This is a genomic window from Chryseobacterium sp. NFX27 (assembly GCF_049887855.1).
Classification (GTDB): Bacteria; Bacteroidota; Bacteroidia; order Flavobacteriales; family Weeksellaceae; genus Chryseobacterium.
Genome location: NZ_JAGEKK010000017.1, coordinates 13,171 through 34,722, shown reverse-complemented (window position 1 = coordinate 34,722; position 21,552 = coordinate 13,171). Strand labels below are relative to the sequence as shown.

The window sequence follows — 21,552 nt, the reverse complement described above, 5'->3', positions numbered from 1 at the left end:
TATTATGAAAACTATTAATAAACTAGTACTTGCTCTTTTCTTTTTTGGTGCCCTACTGGTCAAGGCGGCAGATGAAATACCACCAGCGCCAGAAGATGGTGGTACCGGCGGGGTAGGCCCCGGAGGAGTTGCATCACCTATCGATATGTATGTTTATGCACTGTCTGTAGTTGCCATTGCGCTTATTTTATTCTATACAAAGAAATTCAAGAGCCTAAAAGCCTAAAATTTTATTAAAATAACATTAAACTCTCTGATTAGTCAGGGAGTTTTTTTATTTTTACTTTATGAAAAAGATTTATATATTATCTGCAGTATTAACTGCATTTTCTTTGCAGGCTCAGTTTACTGTTACAATTCAGGCTCCTGCAGAATTCAAAGATCAGGATGCCATTCTATATACACTAAACGGTTCGAAAGATATAATCGTTACCAAAGAACAGATCAAGAATAATACATGGACCTTCAAATATCCAAACCATTATATGGGAATGATGAAGGTTTATTTTCCGGCTTCAAATAATGCGGTAAGCTTTGTTTCGGAAAATAAAAATGTAAGTATTAAAATGGATGTTCAGAATAATAAGCTCAAAGATGTTATCTATCTTGATGAAGTTAATGATCTGATGAGCAAGCAGCAGGAAGGTTCTCAGAAAAAAGAACTTATTCTTCCGGCTTTGGCGCAGATTAAAGAATATTATAAAGATAATACTGAGTTCGGAAAAGCGCTGAAAAGCGAGATGGAAAGACTTTCCGGAATGAGTAACAGTATTGATGCAGCCCAACATCCATTTATTTCTTATTATAATACCAACTATAATAAATTTCTGTCTAACTCGACAGATCCTGCTAAAAAGGTCAGCCAGGATGATATTGTCAACTTCCTGGATAAATCCAACGACATGCTTGAATCTTCTTCGCTTTTAAGGCCAGTTTTGGTTTCCTATCTTAATTCAGGAGGTAATACCAATGTGGCAGGCTCAGTAGATACCCTTTTAGACCGTTTAAAAGTCGAAACTCCCAGAGGACAGACCGTTTTGTCGGAGCTGATTGATATTTTTGATGTCTACGATATGGCAGAGCTCAAAACCAAATATCTTACACTTGCAAAAAACCTTAAATGTACCATCACTGACAGATTGGCCACAACTTTAAAATCCAATGCTAACGTGGAGATTGGGGCAGCATTTCCCAATGTTAAATTCCAGTCACCGGCCAATACAACTGCAAAATCACTGTATGATGTGAAAGCTGATAAGAAAGTAATTGTTTTCTGGTCATCCACATGCTCTCATTGCGAAAGCGAGATGCCTCAGCTTCTGGCAAAATACAATGATTTAAAAGCGAAAAATATACAGATTATCGGGCTGTCTTTAGATACGGATAAGAATTCCTATACCCAGAAGATTGCTGCATTTCCTTGGATCAATGATTCTGAATTAAGAGGATGGAACAGCAGTTATGTAGATACCTATAATGTTCATGCAACGCCTACCTATTTTATTTTAGATGCTAACAATAAGATAATCAATAAGCCAGACCATGTAGGTAATGTTTTGGAATATTTTAAGCTAAAATAATTTTGGTGGTAAACAAATATTTTCTATATTTGCACCACCAAAACGGCGAGGTAGCTCAGTTGGTTAGAGCGCAGGATTCATAACCCTGAGGTCACGGGTTCAATTCCCGTCTTCGCTACAATAGAAGGGAAAGTAATACATATTACTTTCCCTTTTTTATTTTGAATAAAATAATTATTATACTTTTTTAAGATGGATTAAAACTATTTACTCTAAGTTTTCAGTAATTCATTATCATAATTCGGATCCTTTTTACTCCGGGACTTTGGCCAAGGTTAGTAGTAATGTGAAACTGTCCTACGATTATGCTTCAACTTCACTCTTCGGGCTGGCAACATCAAAAAGACTTTATCGAACTCTATTAATATTATAAATAGAAAACCGTAGCTTATAACGGCTACGGTTTTATTCATATGTTTAAAGGGCAGATTAACTTTGGTACCCCAGTAATTTTCTGATCTGGTAGAAAAACCTCTCAATAAGCCGCAAATCCTGTGTTACAATCTCTGCATTACCTCTAAGCTCTTTATCAAAGGTAAGATTTCTGTTATAACTTGTTTTTAATCCCTTAGGAAGTGTGATATCTACATAATAATTTCCTTTATCATCAGGAATCAGGGAAATATTCTGTACTTTTCCTTCTACAATACCATATTCCTGGAAACGGTAGTTATCAAGTTTAATCAATACCTTTTGGCCTGTAGTTACCTTTCCTGAGTTAATAGTAGGGACAGACATTCTTCCTACCAGCTTTTCCTTGTTTGTAGGAAGTATGGAAAGAATAGGTTCTGCCACTTTTACGAATTGATTTTCTCCGAAAAACTGTTGAAAGCTGGCCATACCATCAGTGGAAGAAATAACAAGATAATTTTGTTCCCACTGCTTTAAAGATTTGCGAAGCTGTTCAAAAAGCTGTAAAGTCTGTGAAGAGTATGTAATTTTGTCTTTTTCCGTATTAATGGCTGTTCCGCTTTTAGTTTTATTCAGATTGGAAATTCCTTCATCCATTTGAGATATGGAAATATTAAGATTTTCAAGATTCTGCTGGGCCTGAAGATATTTTATTTTTTCATTTTCAAGTTCTACGGAAGCAATTACTCCCTGGTTGAAAAGTTCCTGTGATCTCTGATAACTTTTCTTTGATAATTCATATTTAGCTAATTCTAAGCTTTTCTGTTGTTTTAAGGTTGCAATTCTTCCTCTGTATTCTGAGATACTTTGATTGGCTGCAATATTTTCCGGGGCGTAAGGCTGAAGTCTGGTGAAAAGTTCCTCATCCTGAAAAGCCTTTGCAAAACTATTGTAATCCCCCTGCAATTCGCCAAGTTTGAACCTGGATGTCTGTGCAATCGGAAAAGAGCTGAGCTCATTGGGAGAAATAGAATCTACAAGTTTTTTCAGTTCCAGAACATCTTTATAATTTGCTGTAGACTGCATCACCATCAATACATCATTTTTCTTAACCTCCTGATGATCCTTAATAAAGATCTTTTCAATTTTTGAGCTGGTTCTGGCTTCTATTTTTTCAGGTGGATTTTGGGATGTAACAATAACGGGGGCGGAAACAAATTCCGGGTACTTGATGATATAGCTCATCACAAGGATAAGCAGGAGTATAATTAATATAATGCTGTTCCCCCAGCGTATCATCCAATGAGGAGGCTGCGTGAGAATGTCCTGAACACTTTCAGAGCGGAGTTCTATGTTATCTAAGATGTCTTCTTTCATGTTGTAAAATAGAATTTCCCTGTATTTAGGGAGGATATTATTAATTTCCTAATTCCAGCTGATTCTTAACCAGTCTGTAGTATTCTCCTCTTAGGGAGACCAATTCAGCATGGCTTCCTTCCTCTACCACTTTGCCTTTATCTAAAACTATAATTTTGTCGGCGTGTTTTACTGTTGATAATCTGTGGGCAATTACGATTGCCGTCTTCCCTTTAAAGAACTGCTCCAGATTCTCCATGATCACTTTTTCATTATTGGCATCCAAAGCAGAAGTAGCTTCATCAAAAAAGATAAATTCAGGAGATTTATAAACCGCTCTGGCAATGAAAAGTCTCTGCTTCTGGCCGCCACTGACTCCCACACCTTCGTTTCCTATCTTTGTATTATAACTTAACGGAAGGCTTTCTATGAAATCTTTGATATTGGCAATTTCAACGGCGCGCCTCAGTTTCTGTTTGTCAACGTGGTCTTCACCTACCGCAATATTATTGGCTATGGTATCATTGAAAACATAGCCTTCCTGCATGACTACTCCGCAATGATCTCTCCAGAATCTTGGAGAAATATTTCGTAACTGCGTATTTCCAAGCTTAATTTCTCCCGAATTAGGTTCATAAAATTTCATCAGAAGTTTCAGAAGAGTAGTTTTTCCACTTCCACTGGCGCCTACGATAGCTGTAGTTTTCTGGTAAGGAATGGTAAGGCTGAGATCTTCAAATACAGGAACATCAGACCCAATGTACCTGAATGACATATTATTGACATCAATGTCTTTCTGAGGTATCTCTCCTGCATACTGCTCATTTTTGTCTTCTTCATCTTCTTTATCATGGATCTCGCCCAATCTTTCCAGGGAAATCTTAGCATCCTGAGTCTGTTTGATAAAATCAATAAGTTGCAGCAAAGGACTGTTCAGCTGTCCAATGATATACTGCACCGAAAGCATCATCCCCAGAGTAAGGTTGCCACTCAGAACCAATTTAGCAGAAAGGAAACTTACCAGAATATCTTTCATCTGGTTGATGAAATTTCCTCCTACAGACTGCCATTGTTCCAGAGAGAGAGATTTTATTCTGATTTTAAACAGTTTTACCTGTAAGAATTCCCAGTCCCAACGTTTCTGCTTTTCTGCATTGTGCATTTTAATTTCCTGCATACCGTTGATCAGCTCAATAACTTTACTCTGCTCCTGTGAAACCTGAGAGAATCTTTTATAATCCAGTTCTTTTCTCTTGTTAAGGAAGAAACTGATCCATCCGATATATAAAGCTGCTCCTACAAGATAAACAATAAAAAGCCTGTAATCATAGAACAGCAGGACAATACTGAAGATAATCAGGTTGACAAGTGAAAAAAGCGTATTTAACGAGGAACTTGTCAACAGCTGTTCTATTCTATGGTGATCGTTGATCCTCTGCATGATATCTCCCGTCATTCTGGTGTCGAAAAAGCTTATAGGCAGCTTCATCAGTTTGATAAAGAAATCCGAGATAATAGAAATATTAATCCTTGCGGAAAGATGGAGGAGGATCCAGCTTCGTATCACTTCAATTCCCATTCTCCCTAAGAATAACATAACCTGGGCAAGAAGCACAACATAAATAAAGTTGAGATCCTGGTTCTGTATCCCGACATCTACAATACTCTGGGTAAGAAACGGGAAAATAAGCGAGAGTAAACTTCCAGCCAAAAGACCTACGGCAAGCTGTATAACAAGTGACTTGTATTTGAGCAGGTATTTCGAAAGGAAAGAAAAACTGGCTTTACTTTCTGTCGCGTCAAACTCCGTTTGGAAAAATGCGGGTGTTGTTTCAAGAATAAGGGCAATTCCTTCTTCTGTATTTTCGTTGGCATTTTCCCCGATCCATAATTTAATAAATTCTTCGCGGGTATAGGTAATCAGTCCGTAACTCGGGTCTGAAATATAGACTTTATTATTTTTATCAATTTTATAGACTACAACAAAGTGGTTCTTGTTCCAGTGAACAATGCATGGGAAGGGGACTTCTTCTGCAAGGGTATTAAAATCGATCTGGACTCCAAGAGAACGGAATCCTAAATTTTCTGATGCATCGCTCAATCCTAAAAGGCTGCTTCCTTCGCGGGTCGTTTCAGAAAGTGTACGGATTTGCTGCAGAGAGATACTTCTGCCGTAATATTTACTTACGATTCTAAGGCAGGTTGGTCCGCAGTCTTTAGCATCCGGCTGTTTATAAAAGGGAAATTTCTTCAAAATTTATACTCATTATAAAATGCCGTCACGATATGACGACATTTTTTACTTTATTCATTGTTATACTTAACTAATCATCGGCTAATAATAGCACCATTTATTGCATGCATTGACACAGATGAACATTTCCTGATCAGCTGCTGAGCACTGGCCCTGCGTTTTAAAAACACAGTAGCTGGCGGAAGACTGAATACGGGCACATTCTTCGGTGATTCCTCCTCTAAGTATTCTCAAGTTTTCTCTTGAAAGTTTCTTCAGATTTTTCATGGTGTTATTAAGTTTTGTTTTCCTACTCTTTAAAGCTTTTCAGAATCCGCTTTTATTTTTTCCTAAGATAGTGAATTTTTCAATTCCGAAAAGATTCTTATTGAAAGTCCTCATCTTCCATTAATTCATCAACGAAAAACCAAATATCTTCACGATCATATTTGTCCGGAAACTGGTGTCCGTTCAGAATGAAAATAGGGGTAAAGTTTAAACCGGAATTGTTATTATCTTTCGTTATTTCAATAAATGGCGTCAAATCTTCTGTTGCAGCCGATCCTGACAGAGAAACGATCTTGTTTTCATCTCTGGTCTCGAACCATTCTTCAACAGCTTTCAAAAATTCTTTTTGAGGTTTGTTGTCATACATATGTTTAAAGGCTGAAAGTAATTTGGTGTATTTCTCATCAGCTCTTTCCGGAGAATAGTTGAAACGGATCTGTACAGAAATATCATCAGGATATTTTTCAAGAAGTCCTTCCATGATCTTATGGCCGTCTTTACAGAAACCACAATAAGGATTGGAGACGATGGAAAGACGAAGCTTAGAGTCTTTATTTCCCAATACGAAAGTCTCGGTATCCTGGAATTCTATTTTTTCATTTTCTAAAAGCTGGCTTTTGAAAAGTTCATAGTTTCTTTTAAATCTGAGGTTTTTAGCGTTTGATTTCTGAAGACTTTCTTTTTGGGAAAGTATGTTGCTGAAATATAAAACAGCAGAGAAAACAAGAATCCACAGAACAGCTGTTAATAAAAGTATCCCTATACTGAACGGTGTGCTCTGGAAGAACAGAATGCTAAGCACTAATTGCCCGATCAAAATTGAAATAATCAGAAGACATACTCTACAGAAAGTCTTTTCTACAAAAGCCTGGATATATAATGAATAGGCAATGGCCAGTACGGAAACAAGTGTAAACCCTTTCACAATATAAGCTGTCGCCGGTAAAAAAATCCCCAGTATAGCAAGCCCTGTAAAGTAAATCAGAGAAAAATCAGAGAACTTTAAACCGAGAATACTTGTTTTATCCTGTTTGATGATCTTGTCACATGAATTGGTAGTCTGTTTGGCAGAGGTATCTCCACAGATACTTCCGATTACTGTAGAAGTACTTCCGAATTTCTGGTTGAAAATTTCCAGCGAAATATAGACTCCAGCCAGGGAAAGAACATTAAAAATAGCTTCGAATATTGTTTGGGTGAAAAAAGAATAGCCCAGAATGATTGCAAAAACAACATACAGAAGAGGTTTAAAATCAAACGCCGCCTTACTTTCCGCATTTTCAGTCTTTTCAAAAAGCAGGACGAAATCTGTTGATTTTTTATGAAGTTCTTCTTTATTAAGTGTCTTAGCTTTTTCAGAATAAACCGAATAACTGGCTCCAGATTTCTTTACCAGAGAAAAGGAGTTATCTACGATCGCGATAAACTCTTCCGGCAGCTCGTCCCAATATTCCTTATCAAGTTCGTAAGCATCATTTTTTACGCCCATAAAGTTAAGCGTATCGCTAAAAGCCAATGCTGAAGGATAGTTGGGGTGAGAATTGAACTGGAAAGAAAATTCCTGTTTATCGAGTTTTAGATAGTTAATTAGCTTGTCGAAAATCATAGTAATATTTTTAACTAAAATACGTAGATGTTTTAAAAAAACAAATTTTTTTTCTATTAATGGTGAGATATAAGGATGTGTTGGTGGATTTGATTTGAATATCAATAATTTGTTAAAGAAAAAAAATGTTTTAGTTTTGATTTATCAGGTGTATCTTTTTTTAAAAATTAGGTGTTCTTTAGCTTTTTATCAACTCAGGTAAGTGGGGCAGTCTGTGCAGATATATCTGAATTCACAGTCTTTACACACTTCATATGATCTTTGGTGAGATTCCAATATTTTTAAAGCCAGGTATTTCTAATGTTTCTTTCTGGGTTAATTCATAAATGTTTCCGGTACTTTCGGACATTAGAGGGCAGTTCTTTATATTACCGTACATATTAATTCCTATTTTTTTGTGTAAAGCATGAATTATGATTGACCGCTTCAAGAATTTTTGAGAGATTGGTGGTGAAATATTTTAGATCTACTTTTCCGCAAGCGGATATTTTAATGTTTTCATGGCTAAAGTTAATACTAAATCCAAATATTTCTATGGTCTTAAAAGCAATTTCTTTACAGTTGTAAAAATAAAACTATAAATTCTTGAAGTGGTTTCATTGAGAATCTGAAAAGAGGATTGATCAACAGCTTGATAAAAAGGAGCATATATTTCAATCACTTCTAGAACTGAGTCTTTAAACTTATTGTCAATATCCTGATTATCATTCATGGAAAGTTCTTTCAGCTTCTTGGATTTACATTCTGTACTGTACACATACAAAAGAATAAATTTGTGTTTTTACCTGGAACAAAGATGTGGGAATGAGGGTAATTATCCAAGAAGATGATTTATAAATTCATAAAATTATGAGATGTTTTTATGAATTAATAAATGTTAATTATCAGATATTCAAATTGTTGTTGTTGTTTTAGGTTTTATTCTTCCACTTTGTCAATTTCTTTCAAATAGGAAGAAAGTGGAATTCCTGTCCTTTTTTTGAATGCTAAAGTGAATGCCTGCTCATTATTATATCCTAGCTCCTCGGCTATAACAGGGAACTTATAAGAACGAAATTTTTTATCTTTTGCCAGTCTGGTGATAGCATAGTCGATGCGGAGATCATTAAGATACCCCGCGAAATTTTTTCTTTTTTGGGTATTAATGATTTCAGACAAATATTTAGAATTGGTTTTGATTTTTTTTGCAAGACTGCCTAACGTTATTCCTTTATTGAGAAAATGCTCTTTAGTTTCAAAAATTTCAAGTTCTTTTAAGATAGCTTGAGTTAGATCCTGAGAAATAATGCTCACGTTCTTATCTTTAACTTCCTCCAGTGGTATCTCAGTAAGAGTATCTTCTTTGTGATGATCAGTTGCACCTTGGTCTTCATGAACTTTCTGAATAAGTTCCTGGGCAATTCTTCTATGTTCTTTTTCTTTTTTCTTAGACTTAGAATAAAGGTAGGCAAGAAGTATAAGTATTGCAATAAGAAGACCGATTGAGCAATATAAAATGACCCGCTTATACTCTAAATCTTTAATAATGCTTTCCTTTTCTTTAAGTAAGTTGGGAGTATCGTAGGTTTTAGGGAGTTCCCTCGATAAAACCCAAAGCTGAGAATCCAGGATTTTGTCTATTTTTAAAAATCTTTCGATATAATAAAGCTGATTTTCTTTATCATTTTTCTCTTTATAATAATCTATTAAATAGGTATATACATCACGAAGCTCCGGAAAAGTATTATTTGTTTTCTGTATAACAGAATCTATCCTGATGAAGTTTTTTACAGCGTTCTCTTTTTGGTTTGCTCCGGCATATGCCTGTCCCAGATACATCAGAGCATAATTAAGAGCCATATCATTATGTTTGGTCAAAAAGAAGCTAGTACTTTTATTCAGGCTGTCAATAGCAACCTTGTAATTTTTCTGTTTTAAACTGGATAATCCAAAAAGAGATAAATATTTATTGTGGAGATACTCATCATTTTTTGAAGAAAGCAATCCTTCTTTGATTAGAATATTGGCAGAATCTATTTTATTAATGTCCTGATAAGAGCTGGCCAGATTTAGATGAATATCCTGAAGCTCAGATTCATATAAATAATCAGCATTATGCAGATAATATTTCAATGTTTTTATCGCATCGTGATGTTTTCCTATATAGTTGTGAAGATTTGCAATACTGATATCGGCAATAGCAATCTGCCTTTTATTTTCCTTTTCTTTAGCATATTTTAATCCCAGAATATAGTTTTCTAAGGCCTTTACCTGGTTGTCGGAATTGAAAAATACATTGCCTTTTAGTAAATACACTCTTGCAGGATAAGTATTTTTCGTTGAATTTTTTGTGATGACTGCAAGGCTGTCAAGATATTTTAAAGCATTTGGAAGGTTTTCGTTAAAGTGCATCAAGACATATCCCTCTGCTATTTGATCATTATCTTTTTCCTTTTTGGCCCTTTGTAGGTAATATTTAGCAAGATTTTTAGCTTCATTAGTTTTCTCTATTTTACCATACTCGTAAAACTTTTTTTGAAGATCCGTATATGTATATTCTTTTAAGGAATTAATAGAATTCTTTTGAGCGGAAACTAAATTGATAAACAAAAAGAATATATAATATTTAAATCTCGTCATCGTGGATAATTATCTTACAAAAATATTCATTTTAGTTTCTAAATTTAATTTTCCTTCTTTATTTATGATTTTATTTTTAACTATTTGTTATAGTGCAGTTTATATTGTTAAATTCATGAATCTATAAAGTGAAATCATCTGCAGTAATAAAAAAATCGTTTTCTTTGTTATCTAAAATTAAACTTACATACAATGAAAAAAGAAAACAAGAGTGAGAAAAAGTTATCATTAAAGAAATTACAAATGGCCAAAGTAACTAATCCAGGAAAAATATATGGAGGTCTTACTTTACTGCAAGGTACTGAAGGTTTTGAAGGAGTTGAGTGTACAAATCCTGAAAACGCAAGTAAACCCCAAGGTGGCGGCCAGCTTCCTACTCAATAGTATTTTCAAATCTATTTTCAATTTCTTATTATTGTTCAATAAAATTGAACCCGTAATTTCTGAATTATGATAAAAAATAGAATAACTACTATTCCTATCTTATTTTTTTCTTGTTTATTAATAGCTCAGTCTACTTATTTGGCTCCTTCTGTCCCGGTTATTGATGACTATTTTGATACTAAAATAGTTGATGAATACAGAAATTTAGAAAAACTTCAGGATCCTGAGGTGGTAAATTGGATGAAATCTCAAACGAGTTATTCCAATTCTGTTCTAAGTAAGATTCCAAATAGAGATTATTACATGGTCCAGAGACTACAACTGGATAAAAGACAGGGCTATTCAATATCTAATTTAAGAATTACAGCTGGAGATAAGTATTTCTATTTAAAAAAATATGGGAATGAGAAGATTGCCAGGGCGTTTTATAGAGAAGGTTTTTCGGGAAAAGAAGAGCTTCTCTATGATCCTGTTAATTTCAGTTCATCATTTAAAAAGGATAATTCAGAAACCGGACATGATTTTATTATTAATCTCATAAGTCCCAGTTGGGATGGGAGCAAAGTGGCAATATCTTTATCCGAAAAAGGAAAAGAGTTGTCAGAAGTAATTGTAATTGATGTTAAAACTAAATCTATAAGTTCTGAGACTATTACCAACGCAGACCCTTCCAGTATTGCAGGGATTAATTGGCTTGAAGATAATTCCGGCTTTTTTTATATTCACTATCCGGTTATAGATCCTTTATCTGAACATCTCAATAAAAATACTCAATCTGTCCTGTACAAAATTGGCCAGGATCCTAAAAAATTAAATGATGTTTTTTCAAATGTCAACAATCCTGAGCTGAAAATTTCAGAAGAAAAGTATCCTGCTATTTTGGTTTTTAATCCTGAAGATCAATATTATATCGGCATGCTGGTAGATGCCGAGGATTACAGAAAAACATTTATTATTAAGAAAGATGAACTTCTGAAAGGAAAGAAAAATTGGAAACCATTATACAATAAAGAGGATAAGGTTTACTTTATTCGATTAGTAGGTGAGGAGATCATCTTTTTATCAGGATATAATTCTCCTAATTATAAATTGTGTAAAACCAATCTGAAAAATCCCGATTTTAAGAATCCCGAAGTTTTAGTACCGGAGAAGAAGGATGAAGTATTCAAAAGTCACGTTATAACGAAAGATGGGATCTATTATGTAACAGTAAAAAATGGTGTTGAAGCCAAATTGTATTTCTATAACAAAGGAACCGAAACATCTATAAAACTTCCCTACGTATCTGGTGATATTAATCTAAAAACAAAAGGGAAGGATTTTTCAGATATATGGGTAAGTTGTTCAGGTTGGGTCAATCAGGAACAGCGGTTCCGGTATGATTTACAGAAAAATACATTTACTCTTGAAAATCTTGTTCCTGCAGTTGAATATCCTGAATTTAAAGATATTACTGTAGAAGAAATTACCGTTAAATCTTATGATGGTGCAGAAGTTCCTTTGTCATTAATCTACAATAAGAATATCAAAAGAGATGGGACGGCTCCTGTACTCATGCAAAGTTATGGAGCTTATGGAGAATCGTTTTATCCCTTCTTTGCCATTAGCTATTTATTATTAGCGAAGCAGGGAGGGGTAATTGCTGTTCCTCATATAAGAGGAGGCGGTGAAAAAGGAACCAACTGGCATATCGACGGGCAAAAAAATAAGAAACCCAACTCGTGGAAAGATCTGATTGCTTGTACAGAATATTTAATCACCCAAAAATATACATCGTCAAAGAAAATAGCAATTTGGGCCGGTAGTGCAGGAGGAATTACGGACGGAATGGCAATGATTGAAAGACCGGATTTGTTTGGTGCTGTCATAATAGAATCAGGTATTTTAAATGCGCTAAGAAATGAATTGGGTGGAGTTGGTAAAACCTCGGTACAGGAATTTGGTTCAGTAAATAAGCTGAACGAATTTAAAGATTTATTCCAAATGGATGCCTATCAGAATATTAAAAAAGGAGTTAAATTCCCTGCTGTTTTAATTACTACAGGAATTAATGACCCAAGAGTTACTCCTTGGCAGTCTACTAAATTTATGGCTAAATTATTGGTAAATAATACCTCTGACAAGCCTATACTTTTGAAAGTAGATTATGAAGGCGGGCACGGTGGAGATATTCCGGCTGTTCAGCGATATTCCAATCTAAGTGATATCTTTGCATTTGCCTTTTGGCAGTTGGGACATCCCGACTACCAACCTAAAGACCAGCCCCGTAAATAATGCCCCGTTTCCCTTACCAATTTTTTGATCAATATATTTTCCGATCATCCCTGTTTTCACTCAAAGATTTTCTGAAAAAGGCACAATATGATGAATTTTCAGAAGATGAATTGAAGGAGTTTTGTATGGATCCTGTATTTCAGGAGGCCATTTATCTTGCATCTCCTTACCTTTATGAAGAGGTTGAAAAATGGGTACATACCGACAAAAGTTTTCCAACAAAGAAAATTGAAAAGCTGAAAGATACAATCAGAAAATACCATAACCGGATGAGTCATCGTTGTACACCATTCGGATTATTTTCAGGTATTGGCTTAGGTATTTTTTATGATACAACTATTGATAGCTTCGATAGAGAGTATACCAGGGATACAAAACTGGATATGCATTTTTTAGTGGGACTGGCGGAAAGTTTGTCTAAAATTACTGAAATAAAGAACAGGCTAAGCTATTTTCCCAATAACAGTATTTACAATGTGGGGCACCGGATTCGGTATTTGGAATATGAATACTCTGAAGGAAAAAGAGAATATATCATTTCATCAGCATATCGATCTGTAGAATTGGACGAAGTTCTAAATTTCTGCAAAGCAGGAAGTACTATTGATCAAATGATTCAAGTACTGGTCAATGAGGAAGTCACATACGAAGATGCATCAGAATTTATTAATGAGTTAATTGAAAATCAGGTTTTGATCAGTGAACTAGAACCTAATGTTTCTGGTGACGATTTTCTGAACGTAATTATTAAAGTTTTAAAAAAAGTAGAAGCACAGAGCCAGATAAAGGTTCTGAACTCTATTCAAGAAAAGCTGGAAGAAATAGATCGAAATATTGTAAATCCAGTTTTGTTGTACAAAGAAATTGAAGAATCTATTAAAACGTTTAGCACAGACTATGAACAAAAATACCTGTTTCAGACAGATCTGTATTTTCAGAATAAATATAAGCTGCCTGTATATTGGAAAAAAGAATTAAAAACAGCTGTTGCTTTTTTAAACAAGCTCACACTGACTTCCCAAGAAAGTATTTTTGAAAAATTTAAAAAAGCTTTTACTGAAAGATTTGAAACAGAAGAGGTATCACTAGCCTATGTAATGGATACAGAGATCGGAATTGGATACAGCCAGGGGAATCAAACAAAAGGAATCCACTCTTATTTAGACGATATCTTCATTCCACAAATTCAAATAAAGCCCGAACTCAACATTCATCTAAGTCCGGTTCAGGTTATTTTAAATCATAAAATACAAGCCTGTTCCTTGGAAAGAGGATATATTATTCAGCTCGATGATCATGATTTTAAGGATTTTGAAGAACGATGGGCTGATCTTCCGGATACATTGTCGTTGATGGCGGAAATAATTTCCGATGAAAAAGGGGAAAAACTATATCTCAGTAGTAGTGGTGGAAGCAGTGCTGCCAATCTGTCGGCTAGATTCTGTTCAGAAAAATCAGCAATAAAAAACTTTACAAAATCAATAGCAAACTGTGAGAAAGAACAAAATCCCAATATAATATTAGCTGAAATTGTTCATCTTCCTGAAGCCAGAATAGGAAATGTCATCAGACGTCCATTACTTAGAGACTATGAAATTCCTTATCTTGGGCGTTCCATATTGTCAAAAGAAAAACAAATTGCCATTGATGATCTGTGGATTTCTGTCAAGAATGATAAAATTATATTACGTTCAAAAAAATTGAATAAAGAAATTAAGCCTTACCTGACGAATGCGCATAACTACTCATTTAATTCGCTGCCAGTCTATCATTTTCTTTCTGATTTTCATGCTCAAAATAATCGCCCTGCTCTAAGTTTTAATTGGGGAGATCTTGAAAATATTTATCATTTTCTACCCAGAGTGGAATATCAAAATATAATCCTTTCAAAAGCCCAATGGAAGATCAGACGAGAAGAAATCAGCCCGTTACCGACATTCATTGATAACAAAGAACAGCTTTTATCTGCATTAAAGCAATGGCGGCGAAAAAGACAAATTCCTCAATGGGTACAGTGGGTACAAAGCGATAATACTTTAATATTCAATCTTGAAAATTATGTATCTTCAAAATTATTCATTGAAACAATACTTCTAAAGAAATCAATAATTATTAATGAATTTCTCTATAACGAAAAAGAAGATTTTGCATATCAGTTCGTTTTTTCTCTTTATAAAACCCCATAGATGCAAGAGATTATAAGAAAGTTTGCTCCAGGAAGTGAGTGGCTGTATATCAAACTGTATACAGGAATAAAAACTGCGGATATCATTCTGGAAGAAGCTGTAAAGCCTCTGATACAGAAGCTTCAGAATGACAACTTAATAAAGAAATGGTTTTTTATACGCTATAATGATCCAAAACCCCACTTGAGAATACGCTTTGAACTCTCAGATCTTGATAACTTCAGTAAGGTCATTACATTAATAAAAATCTCTTTGAAAGATTTTATTGACTCAGGAGAGATTTCCGAACTTGTGTTAGATACCTATCAGAGAGAAATAGAAAGGTATGGCGGAATAACAATCCAAGATGCTGAATTTTTGTTTTGGAAAAATAGTGATTATATACTTCATAAATATCTTCATTTTGAAGATGAAGAAAAAATTATAGTATCTCTTTTTTACATTGATACAACTTTACAATATCTTGGTTTATCCGTTCAGGAAAAATTAGATTGGATTAGAGAATTTGATCGTGCTTTTAAACTGGAATTTAAGGCAGATAAGAGACTTAATACTGTATTGGGTAAAAAGTACAGAGCTTTTGTCTCAAAATATGATGAATTTACAGATACGGATGAGTATTTACCTTTTAGCGAGGATATTATTACAAACATCAATAATTGTTCAGATGTGCTACAACATGTACTAAAATATTATCCCAATCCGGCGCATATTTTTTTTCAAAGTATATTTCATATGAATATCAACCGAATGTTTGTATCTAACCAGCGAATGTTCGAGATGATTATCTATGATTATCTGCTCCGATATTATAAAAATATTTCCTTTAAAAATGATTTGACAAAAAAGAGACTTATCTGAAAAATTAGTGAGTTGAATTTAAAAAATATCTTTATTCGGAATAAGATAACTCTAATTTTATAGCTATGAAAAAAATACAAAAACATAAGTATTTTATCTTTAAACAATTGTTTTGTTTTGTAGGTTTTTGCTAGGTTAATTTAAGTTTTTATACTGATTGATTATTGAAAGTTGTCTTTTGTTAAAGTTCTAATTTTCAAGACTGAACACAAAAAAACTTAAAAAGTCATAAAGTTTTCTTAAAGTTTTAAAAAACAATATAAATGTTTTTGTATTTATAAAATATATTGTACTTTTACATCGCCTTGAATGAGGGAACAAGTCAAGGTAATAAATTTTTTTTCATCATTTGTGTTTTTAGAATCGTATCGCCTGATACGATTCTTTTTTTGTTTATTACTTTTCGTAGTTTAAAAGGAGATCAATAAAGTAAGAATAGGTAACCGCACCTTCCTGTTGGTTGCTTTTCAAGAACAGGTTGTTCGTAAACCCGAAAAAGTCATCCAGCCAGCCCTGGTGTCTTAAAATAAAGCTTCTTTCGTACATCCGGTCTCTTTTCATTGCAGGAGAATATTGTCTGAGGACTGATTTTACAAATTCAGGATCTTCTTCAATAATAAATCTTAAAAGACTTTTTAATGTAAAATATTCAGTACTGTATCGTAGATCTGTATTGTTAGAATTCACGCCCATCAGATAGCCTATGAAATTGGCTTCCTGCTCTCTGGCAAAACCAAGCTGGTGAGAGCTTTCATGTGCAGAGGTAAACGGAATGAAGGTATGGGGAAGCTCTGCATTATACTGAGCTTCTGCTGTAAAAGGATTGTAATAGCCCAGTATTCCGGTGAAATTCATCACACTTTTAAAAAGGCTGGGCTTAAAAGTATTGATCTTCGGAGCATTTTTATCCGATATATATTTCGGTAAGCGTGTCTGCTGATATAAAATTTCTGTCTGAATAGAGGTAAGATCAGTAATAATGAATATGCCGTTTTTATCTTCCCGCACCGATTGGCGGGTAGCTTTGCATTTTTCTAAATAGCGTAAGGCTAATGTTTTTGCTTTGCTAATTTCAGGTTCTTCCTGACTGGAGAGCTTCTTGATGACAGGAGTCTGAAAATACAGCATTCCCCAAAAGATCTGGTAGACGAAGTAAAAGATATTAATTGTAGCCAGAAGCTTCAAAACAGCCCCGTTTCTGCTTTTCTTTTTTAAACATAAAACAAGACAGTACAAAATAAAAATTCCCAAAAGAATATAGATAAGATCTCCGAAAGAAAAAGGAATCCAGCTGAAAAGTATCTGATGGATCTTTTTCTGATATTCAAAAAAAAGTTCAAAGAAATAGATCATCGTTCCGGACTTGGAGAAGCCATAGAACAAAAGAAATTGGGCAAGTAATACACCTGCCCAAAATCTCTTCTTATATATTATTTTTGTTGTATTAGTGCCCACTGCCTTTAGAGATTTTATCCAGATCAATGCCCTGGGATTTTAAGATCCCCGTTACACGGATTGCATAGAATGCAAGATAAGCAAAACATACTACACCCACGATGTAGCTGAACTGGATATCGGTCTTATCAGCAATATACCCCTGGATAAAGCTTACAATACCACCACCCATGATCATCATGATCAGATAGCCTGAACCCTGGTTGGTGTGCTTCCCAAGACCGTTGATTGCAAGAGCAAAAATACAAGGCCATAGGGTAGAGCAGAACAGTCCTACACTGGTAAGAGCATATACGGATACCATTCCTGTTGTAAACATTCCTATCAGTAGAGCAGCTATACCTGCTACAGAGAAGATCAAAAGCATTCTCGCAGGGTTTCCTTTACTCATAATGTCACAGATGATCATCACAATGATAACAGCACCGTACACGTAGAATGGAGAAAGATCATGCTTTGCAATCGCATTCACCAACAAGAATACACCGAATGCAAGATAAGGGGCAAGGAATCTAAGGATCTTTTTGAAGCCGGCACTCAGGTCAAATGCTTCTACCGCACCCGTCCAACGTCCAATCATCAATGAAGCCCAGTATAAGGAAATATAGGGTGCTACATCTTTGGTTTCGAAACCTAAGCTTTTTTCCATATAGGCAGGAAGGTTACTTGCTGTAGAAACTTCTACACCTACATATACAAAAATTGCGATCATACCCATCACAAGCTGAGGGTATTGAAAGGCCGATTTTTTGTGATCTCCCGGAATAACATCGTCTGTATCCTCTATAATGGTAGGAGTAATTGCAGGAAGAGAAGAGAACTTAAGCATGATTGCCACCAGCACAAATGCAACTCCCAGCATCAGATAAGGGATTTTTACACTTTCGATGCTAGCTTCTGTATTGGCTGCAGACGCGGCACCAAAAATAGCAAATGATACAATAAGCGGTCCGATGGTTGTCCCAAGGTTATTAATTCCTCCAGCCATTGTAAGCCTCTGGGATCCTGTTTCAGTAGGTCCTACTTCAATAGCCAGCGGGTTGGCAACAATCTGCTGTAATGAGAAGCCAAGCCCTACAATGAAGAGGCCGGAGATCATTAACGGAAACGATGCCATATTAGCTGCCGGATAGAACAATAAAGTCCCTGAGGCAGAAATAAGGAGACCTAAAATAAGGCCGTTTTTGTAACCTATTTTATTAATAAGATCCTGTTTCAAACCTTTTGAAACAGCCATATAAATTAAAGAACCTACGGTGTATGCTACATAAAAGCAAATCTGTACGAGCATACTTTCAGTCTGGCTTAATTTAAAGGCCTTTTGGAAAACTGGTATGAGAATGTCATTACTTGCCGCAACAAATCCCCAGAAAAAAAACACAGTAACCAAGGGAATAAACTGTCCCCAATTGGTTTGTTTAGAATAATTTGACATGTTTGTTAAAAATTTCGCAAACAAATATAACTATTTCTTTTAAATAGAATGTTCCAGCAATGTTTTTTTTATCTCTTTATAGGCTTCTGCTTTCAGATCTCTCGGAGAATCTGATGGTTCCATGATTCCGTTAAAATATACTTTCACCTTCCCAGGGTAGCCTTTTGCACTGTCGAAAGGGAAAATTTCCTTCAAACCTACAAAAGTATAGACTGCGATTGGGGAGTGATGTTTTGAAGATAAAGTAAATGCCCCGTCTTTAAATTCATCGAGAATAATAGAAGTATCGTCCGGAACACCGCCTTCCGGGAATATGGCGATGCTGTTTCCTTCTTCCATTTTTTCTGCACACCTTCTGTAGACATCTGCACGGCTTCTTGCGCTGCCTCTGTCTACCATTACGCATATCCTTTTATATATGGTACCGAAGATCGGAATTTTTACCAGTTCTTTTTTGCCCACAAAACAGATCGGATGATGGGGCATCAGGATACAGGTAAGCATAATATCCATAATGGAGGTATGGTTGGATATAAAAACGTACGGTTTACTTTTGTCTTTTTTCTGGTCGGAAAGATGGGTGAGGTCATACCTCAGACCCATGCCGTAAAACATTCCGAAACACCAGATACGGATAAATTTGTAAGCGTATTTGTAATGTTTTTTATTAAAGGATAAAATATAGACAGGTATCCCTAATGTGACTGTTAAAACAAACGCCAGTAGCAGCAGCCAGAATCTCCAGAGATAATTTAAAATTTTCGTCACTGCTTAACCGTTAAAAATTACTTTCTTTTTCACTGAATAATTAAGAATGGAAACCAGCAGGATTGCTGCAATCTTACTGATCATTTCAGGGCTTAAGGTATAAAAAATTAAATTGATATTATCCTTGAATATAAAGCTGTAAAAAACCTGGAAAAAGCCCAGACTTAATAAGGTTGAAATGAAGGAAACGCCCATAAAGTAAGCAAATTCTTTTCTTTTGGAATGCTTTCCTCTTTCAAAAACAAACCAGATACTTAGAAAATAGTTGGTGATAATCCCACAGCTCGTAGAGAAAATATTACTTAAAGGATAATGGATGCCATGAAAATTGGTTTCTCTGGCGAAGACATGCGGAAGGTAAGTGCTGAATGCTTTAAAGCTTCCAATCTCTACAATGGCACTGAGCCCACCGGCAATAATGAAGAACAAAACCTGTTTCTGGCGTATTAGTAATTCTCTCATTCAATAGATATGAAGTGCAAATTTATAACTATATGTCTATAATGTAAGAATAAAAGGTTATTTTAAAATAAAAAAATAATATAATAAATTGATTTTTAATTAAATATGTCTCTTTTTGAGTCTGATGTAGAAATGTATTCTATAAAAATAAGTGTATGATTATCCGTTTTCTAATTATTCATAATGAATGGAAAATGTCTTTGTCATTATTTTAGGAAGTATAAAACCATAACAACAGTGATGGTTAAAGGAATCTGAAAGTTTGAGCCAGATCATATGGCAATAAGCATATGTTAAACAATGAAAAAAGTTGTTAAATTATTTTTTTGAACCAAAATAATTTCTAAATTTAATATTCAGAATGATGTAATTATAACCTGATAATAAATTCATTTTCAACTTCTTGTGTTGATGGTTTTTTCTATCTTGTAATGTGCGGTATAACGCATACTACCTTAATCTTTACGACCCAAATTATAACAATATTTGTATGAAAAGTCAAAACAAATACAGAAAATTCCAGCTTCAGCAAAAAAATATTGAAGCTCTTGAGAGAGAAAATTCCCGCTTCAAAAGAGTGTATTCAGAATATGAAAATATGGCAGACGAATTGTGGAACCTTGAAAACTCTACCAATGAGCCCGTGCCTGATGATTTTATCAATGCTATCATGCTTCAGAGTTCCTATCTGGAAGATGAAATTGAGGACTGGCTCATCAAGTTCAATAATCAAAAAGCTGATATAAAACATTAGAAGCTTCCAGTCTGTTTTTAAACGCTATTTGAAGATAAATTCATAATTTAGCATCCTTAAACTAAAATGTAAAATATGGTTGCTATTGTTGATAGTGGGTCTACCAAGTCAGATTGGGTAATACTGGATGATTTCAAAAAAGTGTTTTTAAAAACAGAAACCATCGGTTTTAATCCTAATTTTATCAACAGAGAACTTATTGTTCCTGAAATAGAAAAGAACAGCAGCCTTATATTAGTCAAAAATTCAATAACCAAGATTTTCTTCTATGGCTCAGGTTGCGGTGTGAAAAAAAACTGTGAAACTATTGAAGAAGAGCTTGGAAGAATATTCACAAAAGCTGACATTGTTGTGAAAGAAGACCTTATGGCCGCAGCTTATGCCGCATACAGCGGAAAGCCGGCTGTGGTATGTATTTTAGGGACAGGGTCAAATTCCTGCTATTTCGATGGTCAGAATCTTAAAATAGAACTTCCTTCCCTAGGGTTTCTTATGGGAGACGAAGGAAGCGGAAGTGCTATCGGAAAACAGCTTGTACGCAGATACTTTATGAAAAAACTGCCTGCAGATCTTCATACAGCATTCGAACAGACTTACAGACTTAAGATAGAAGATGCTCTGAAAAACATGTATCACAGCCCAAGACCGAATGCCTGGCTGGCAGATTTCAACAAATTTGTAATCGAAAGAAAGGATCATCCTTACTTTAAAAATATGGTATACGAAGAAATGAAAAATTTCTTTGAATATCAGGTTATTCCATATCAGGAATCAAAAGAAGCCGAGATCAATTTCATCGGCTCTATCGCTTATTATTACGAAACTATTCTCCGCTCTGTTGCGGCAGAACTTCATTTAAATGTGGGGCACGTTGTCCAGAAACCTATCGAAAGTTTAGTAGACTACCATATTAAGTATATACTTTAATAAAAAACAAAAT

18 protein-coding genes and 1 tRNA gene are annotated in these 21,552 nt (G+C 34.8%); 9 read left to right on the top strand and 10 right to left on the bottom strand.

What is annotated here, in order from left to right:
- Nucleotides 1–4 precede the first annotated feature (4 nt).
- From J4Q03_RS16805 to J4Q03_RS16795, 3 genes are all read left to right on the top strand, one after another.
- Nucleotides 5–226 carry a signal peptidase gene (locus J4Q03_RS16805; RefSeq protein WP_426049275.1) on the top strand — a complete coding sequence of 74 codons (222 nt, stop codon included), beginning with the start codon at nt 5–7 and terminating at the stop codon, nt 224–226.
- Between the two features lie 61 nt (nt 227–287).
- Nucleotides 288–1,580 (top strand): TlpA family protein disulfide reductase, encoded by a 1,293-nt coding sequence (locus J4Q03_RS16800; protein WP_426049274.1) that lies wholly within the window; start codon nt 288–290, stop codon nt 1,578–1,580.
- A gap of 44 nt (nt 1,581–1,624) precedes the next feature.
- Nucleotides 1,625–1,698: transfer RNA gene (locus tag J4Q03_RS16795), tRNA-Met, on the top strand.
- Nucleotides 1,699–2,009: 311 nt separating this feature from the next.
- On the opposite strand, the gene J4Q03_RS16790 is transcribed toward J4Q03_RS16795, so the two are convergent.
- The 6 genes from J4Q03_RS16790 to J4Q03_RS16765 form a co-directional block, all read right to left on the bottom strand.
- Entirely contained in the window at nt 2,010–3,308 is a 1,299-nt protein-coding gene (locus J4Q03_RS16790) for an HlyD family secretion protein (protein WP_426049273.1), read from the bottom strand.
- A 40-nt stretch (nt 3,309–3,348) separates the two neighbouring features.
- Nucleotides 3,349–5,541, bottom strand: coding sequence for a peptidase domain-containing ABC transporter (locus J4Q03_RS16785; protein WP_426049272.1), 2,193 nt, complete (start codon nt 5,539–5,541; stop codon nt 3,349–3,351).
- A gap of 81 nt (nt 5,542–5,622) precedes the next feature.
- A complete protein-coding gene (locus tag J4Q03_RS16780; protein ID WP_426049271.1) occupies nt 5,623–5,808 on the bottom strand; it encodes a bacteriocin-like protein in 186 nt (61 codons plus the stop codon).
- Between the two features lie 97 nt (nt 5,809–5,905).
- Entirely contained in the window at nt 5,906–7,414 is a 1,509-nt protein-coding gene (locus J4Q03_RS16775) for a vitamin K epoxide reductase family protein (RefSeq protein WP_426049270.1), read from the bottom strand.
- A 532-nt stretch (nt 7,415–7,946) separates the two neighbouring features.
- Entirely contained in the window at nt 7,947–8,126 is a 180-nt protein-coding gene (locus J4Q03_RS16770; RefSeq protein WP_426049269.1) for a hypothetical protein, read from the bottom strand.
- Between the two features lie 206 nt (nt 8,127–8,332).
- A complete protein-coding gene (locus J4Q03_RS16765) occupies nt 8,333–10,033 on the bottom strand; it encodes a helix-turn-helix domain-containing protein (protein ID WP_426049268.1) in 1,701 nt (566 codons plus the stop codon).
- Nucleotides 10,034–10,225: 192 nt separating this feature from the next.
- Here J4Q03_RS16765 and J4Q03_RS16760 point away from each other — a divergent pair, with 192 nt between their 5' ends.
- From J4Q03_RS16760 to J4Q03_RS16745, 4 genes are all read left to right on the top strand, one after another.
- Nucleotides 10,226–10,417, top strand: a complete 192-nt coding sequence (locus J4Q03_RS16760; RefSeq protein ID WP_426049267.1) for a hypothetical protein — start codon at nt 10,226–10,228, stop codon at nt 10,415–10,417.
- 66 nt (nt 10,418–10,483) lie between these two features.
- A complete protein-coding gene (locus J4Q03_RS16755; protein WP_426049266.1) occupies nt 10,484–12,691 on the top strand; it encodes a prolyl oligopeptidase family serine peptidase in 2,208 nt (735 codons plus the stop codon).
- A gap of 125 nt (nt 12,692–12,816) precedes the next feature.
- On the top strand, nt 12,817–14,877 hold the full coding sequence (locus J4Q03_RS16750) for a lantibiotic dehydratase family protein (protein ID WP_426049265.1): 2,061 nt from the start codon (nt 12,817–12,819) through the stop codon (nt 14,875–14,877).
- Nucleotides 14,878–15,738, top strand: coding sequence for a thiopeptide-type bacteriocin biosynthesis protein (locus J4Q03_RS16745; RefSeq protein ID WP_426049264.1), 861 nt, complete (start codon nt 14,878–14,880; stop codon nt 15,736–15,738).
- A 396-nt stretch (nt 15,739–16,134) separates the two neighbouring features.
- Here J4Q03_RS16745 and J4Q03_RS16740 read toward each other — a convergent pair whose 3' ends face one another.
- From J4Q03_RS16740 to J4Q03_RS16725, 4 genes are read right to left on the bottom strand one after another with little or no spacing between them, the layout of a single operon-like run.
- On the bottom strand, nt 16,135–17,193 hold the full coding sequence (locus J4Q03_RS16740; RefSeq protein ID WP_426049263.1) for a DUF3810 domain-containing protein: 1,059 nt from the start codon (nt 17,191–17,193) through the stop codon (nt 16,135–16,137).
- Complete coding sequence (locus J4Q03_RS16735; protein WP_426049262.1) at nt 17,183–18,628, bottom strand: MFS transporter; 1,446 nt, start codon at nt 18,626–18,628, stop codon at nt 17,183–17,185. The genes J4Q03_RS16740 and J4Q03_RS16735 overlap by 11 nt, the downstream gene beginning before the upstream one ends.
- Before the next feature lie 39 nt (nt 18,629–18,667).
- Entirely contained in the window at nt 18,668–19,396 is a 729-nt protein-coding gene (locus J4Q03_RS16730) for a lysophospholipid acyltransferase family protein (protein WP_426049261.1), read from the bottom strand.
- Nucleotides 19,397–19,399: 3 nt separating this feature from the next.
- Nucleotides 19,400–19,858, bottom strand: coding sequence for a GtrA family protein (locus J4Q03_RS16725; RefSeq protein ID WP_426049260.1), 459 nt, complete (start codon nt 19,856–19,858; stop codon nt 19,400–19,402).
- 490 nt (nt 19,859–20,348) lie between these two features.
- Here J4Q03_RS16725 and J4Q03_RS16720 point away from each other — a divergent pair, with 490 nt between their 5' ends.
- Nucleotides 20,349–20,612, top strand: a complete 264-nt coding sequence (locus J4Q03_RS16720; protein ID WP_306840290.1) for a hypothetical protein — start codon at nt 20,349–20,351, stop codon at nt 20,610–20,612.
- Between the two features lie 75 nt (nt 20,613–20,687).
- The gene (locus J4Q03_RS16715) at nt 20,688–21,539 is read left to right on the top strand and encodes an ATPase (RefSeq protein WP_426049259.1); all 852 of its coding nucleotides are present in this window, start codon (nt 20,688–20,690) and stop codon (nt 21,537–21,539) included.
- Nucleotides 21,540–21,552: the final 13 nt, after the last annotated feature.

Excerpts from the sequence above, each read along its gene's own strand:
- J4Q03_RS16805 (WP_426049275.1), top strand. The coding sequence starts at position 5 with ATGAAAACTATTAATAAACTAGTACTTGCTCTTTTCTTTTTTGGTGCC.
- J4Q03_RS16800 (WP_426049274.1), top strand. The coding sequence starts at position 288 with ATGAAAAAGATTTATATATTATCTGCAGTATTAACTGCATTTTCTTTG.
- J4Q03_RS16790 (WP_426049273.1), bottom strand. The coding sequence starts at position 3,308 with ATGAAAGAAGACATCTTAGATAACATAGAACTCCGCTCTGAAAGTGTT.
- J4Q03_RS16780 (WP_426049271.1), bottom strand. The coding sequence starts at position 5,808 with ATGAAAAATCTGAAGAAACTTTCAAGAGAAAACTTGAGAATACTTAGA.
- J4Q03_RS16775 (WP_426049270.1), bottom strand. The coding sequence starts at position 7,414 with ATGATTTTCGACAAGCTAATTAACTATCTAAAACTCGATAAACAGGAA.
- J4Q03_RS16770 (WP_426049269.1), bottom strand. The coding sequence starts at position 8,126 with ATGAATGATAATCAGGATATTGACAATAAGTTTAAAGACTCAGTTCTA.
- J4Q03_RS16765 (WP_426049268.1), bottom strand. The coding sequence starts at position 10,033 with ATGACGAGATTTAAATATTATATATTCTTTTTGTTTATCAATTTAGTT.
- J4Q03_RS16760 (WP_426049267.1), top strand. The coding sequence starts at position 10,226 with ATGAAAAAAGAAAACAAGAGTGAGAAAAAGTTATCATTAAAGAAATTA.
- J4Q03_RS16755 (WP_426049266.1), top strand. The coding sequence starts at position 10,484 with ATGATAAAAAATAGAATAACTACTATTCCTATCTTATTTTTTTCTTGT.
- J4Q03_RS16750 (WP_426049265.1), top strand. The coding sequence starts at position 12,817 with ATGGATCCTGTATTTCAGGAGGCCATTTATCTTGCATCTCCTTACCTT.
- J4Q03_RS16745 (WP_426049264.1), top strand. The coding sequence starts at position 14,878 with ATGCAAGAGATTATAAGAAAGTTTGCTCCAGGAAGTGAGTGGCTGTAT.
- J4Q03_RS16735 (WP_426049262.1), bottom strand. The coding sequence starts at position 18,628 with ATGTCAAATTATTCTAAACAAACCAATTGGGGACAGTTTATTCCCTTG.
- J4Q03_RS16725 (WP_426049260.1), bottom strand. The coding sequence starts at position 19,858 with ATGAGAGAATTACTAATACGCCAGAAACAGGTTTTGTTCTTCATTATT.
- J4Q03_RS16720 (WP_306840290.1), top strand. The coding sequence starts at position 20,349 with ATGAAAAGTCAAAACAAATACAGAAAATTCCAGCTTCAGCAAAAAAAT.
- J4Q03_RS16715 (WP_426049259.1), top strand. The coding sequence starts at position 20,688 with ATGGTTGCTATTGTTGATAGTGGGTCTACCAAGTCAGATTGGGTAATA.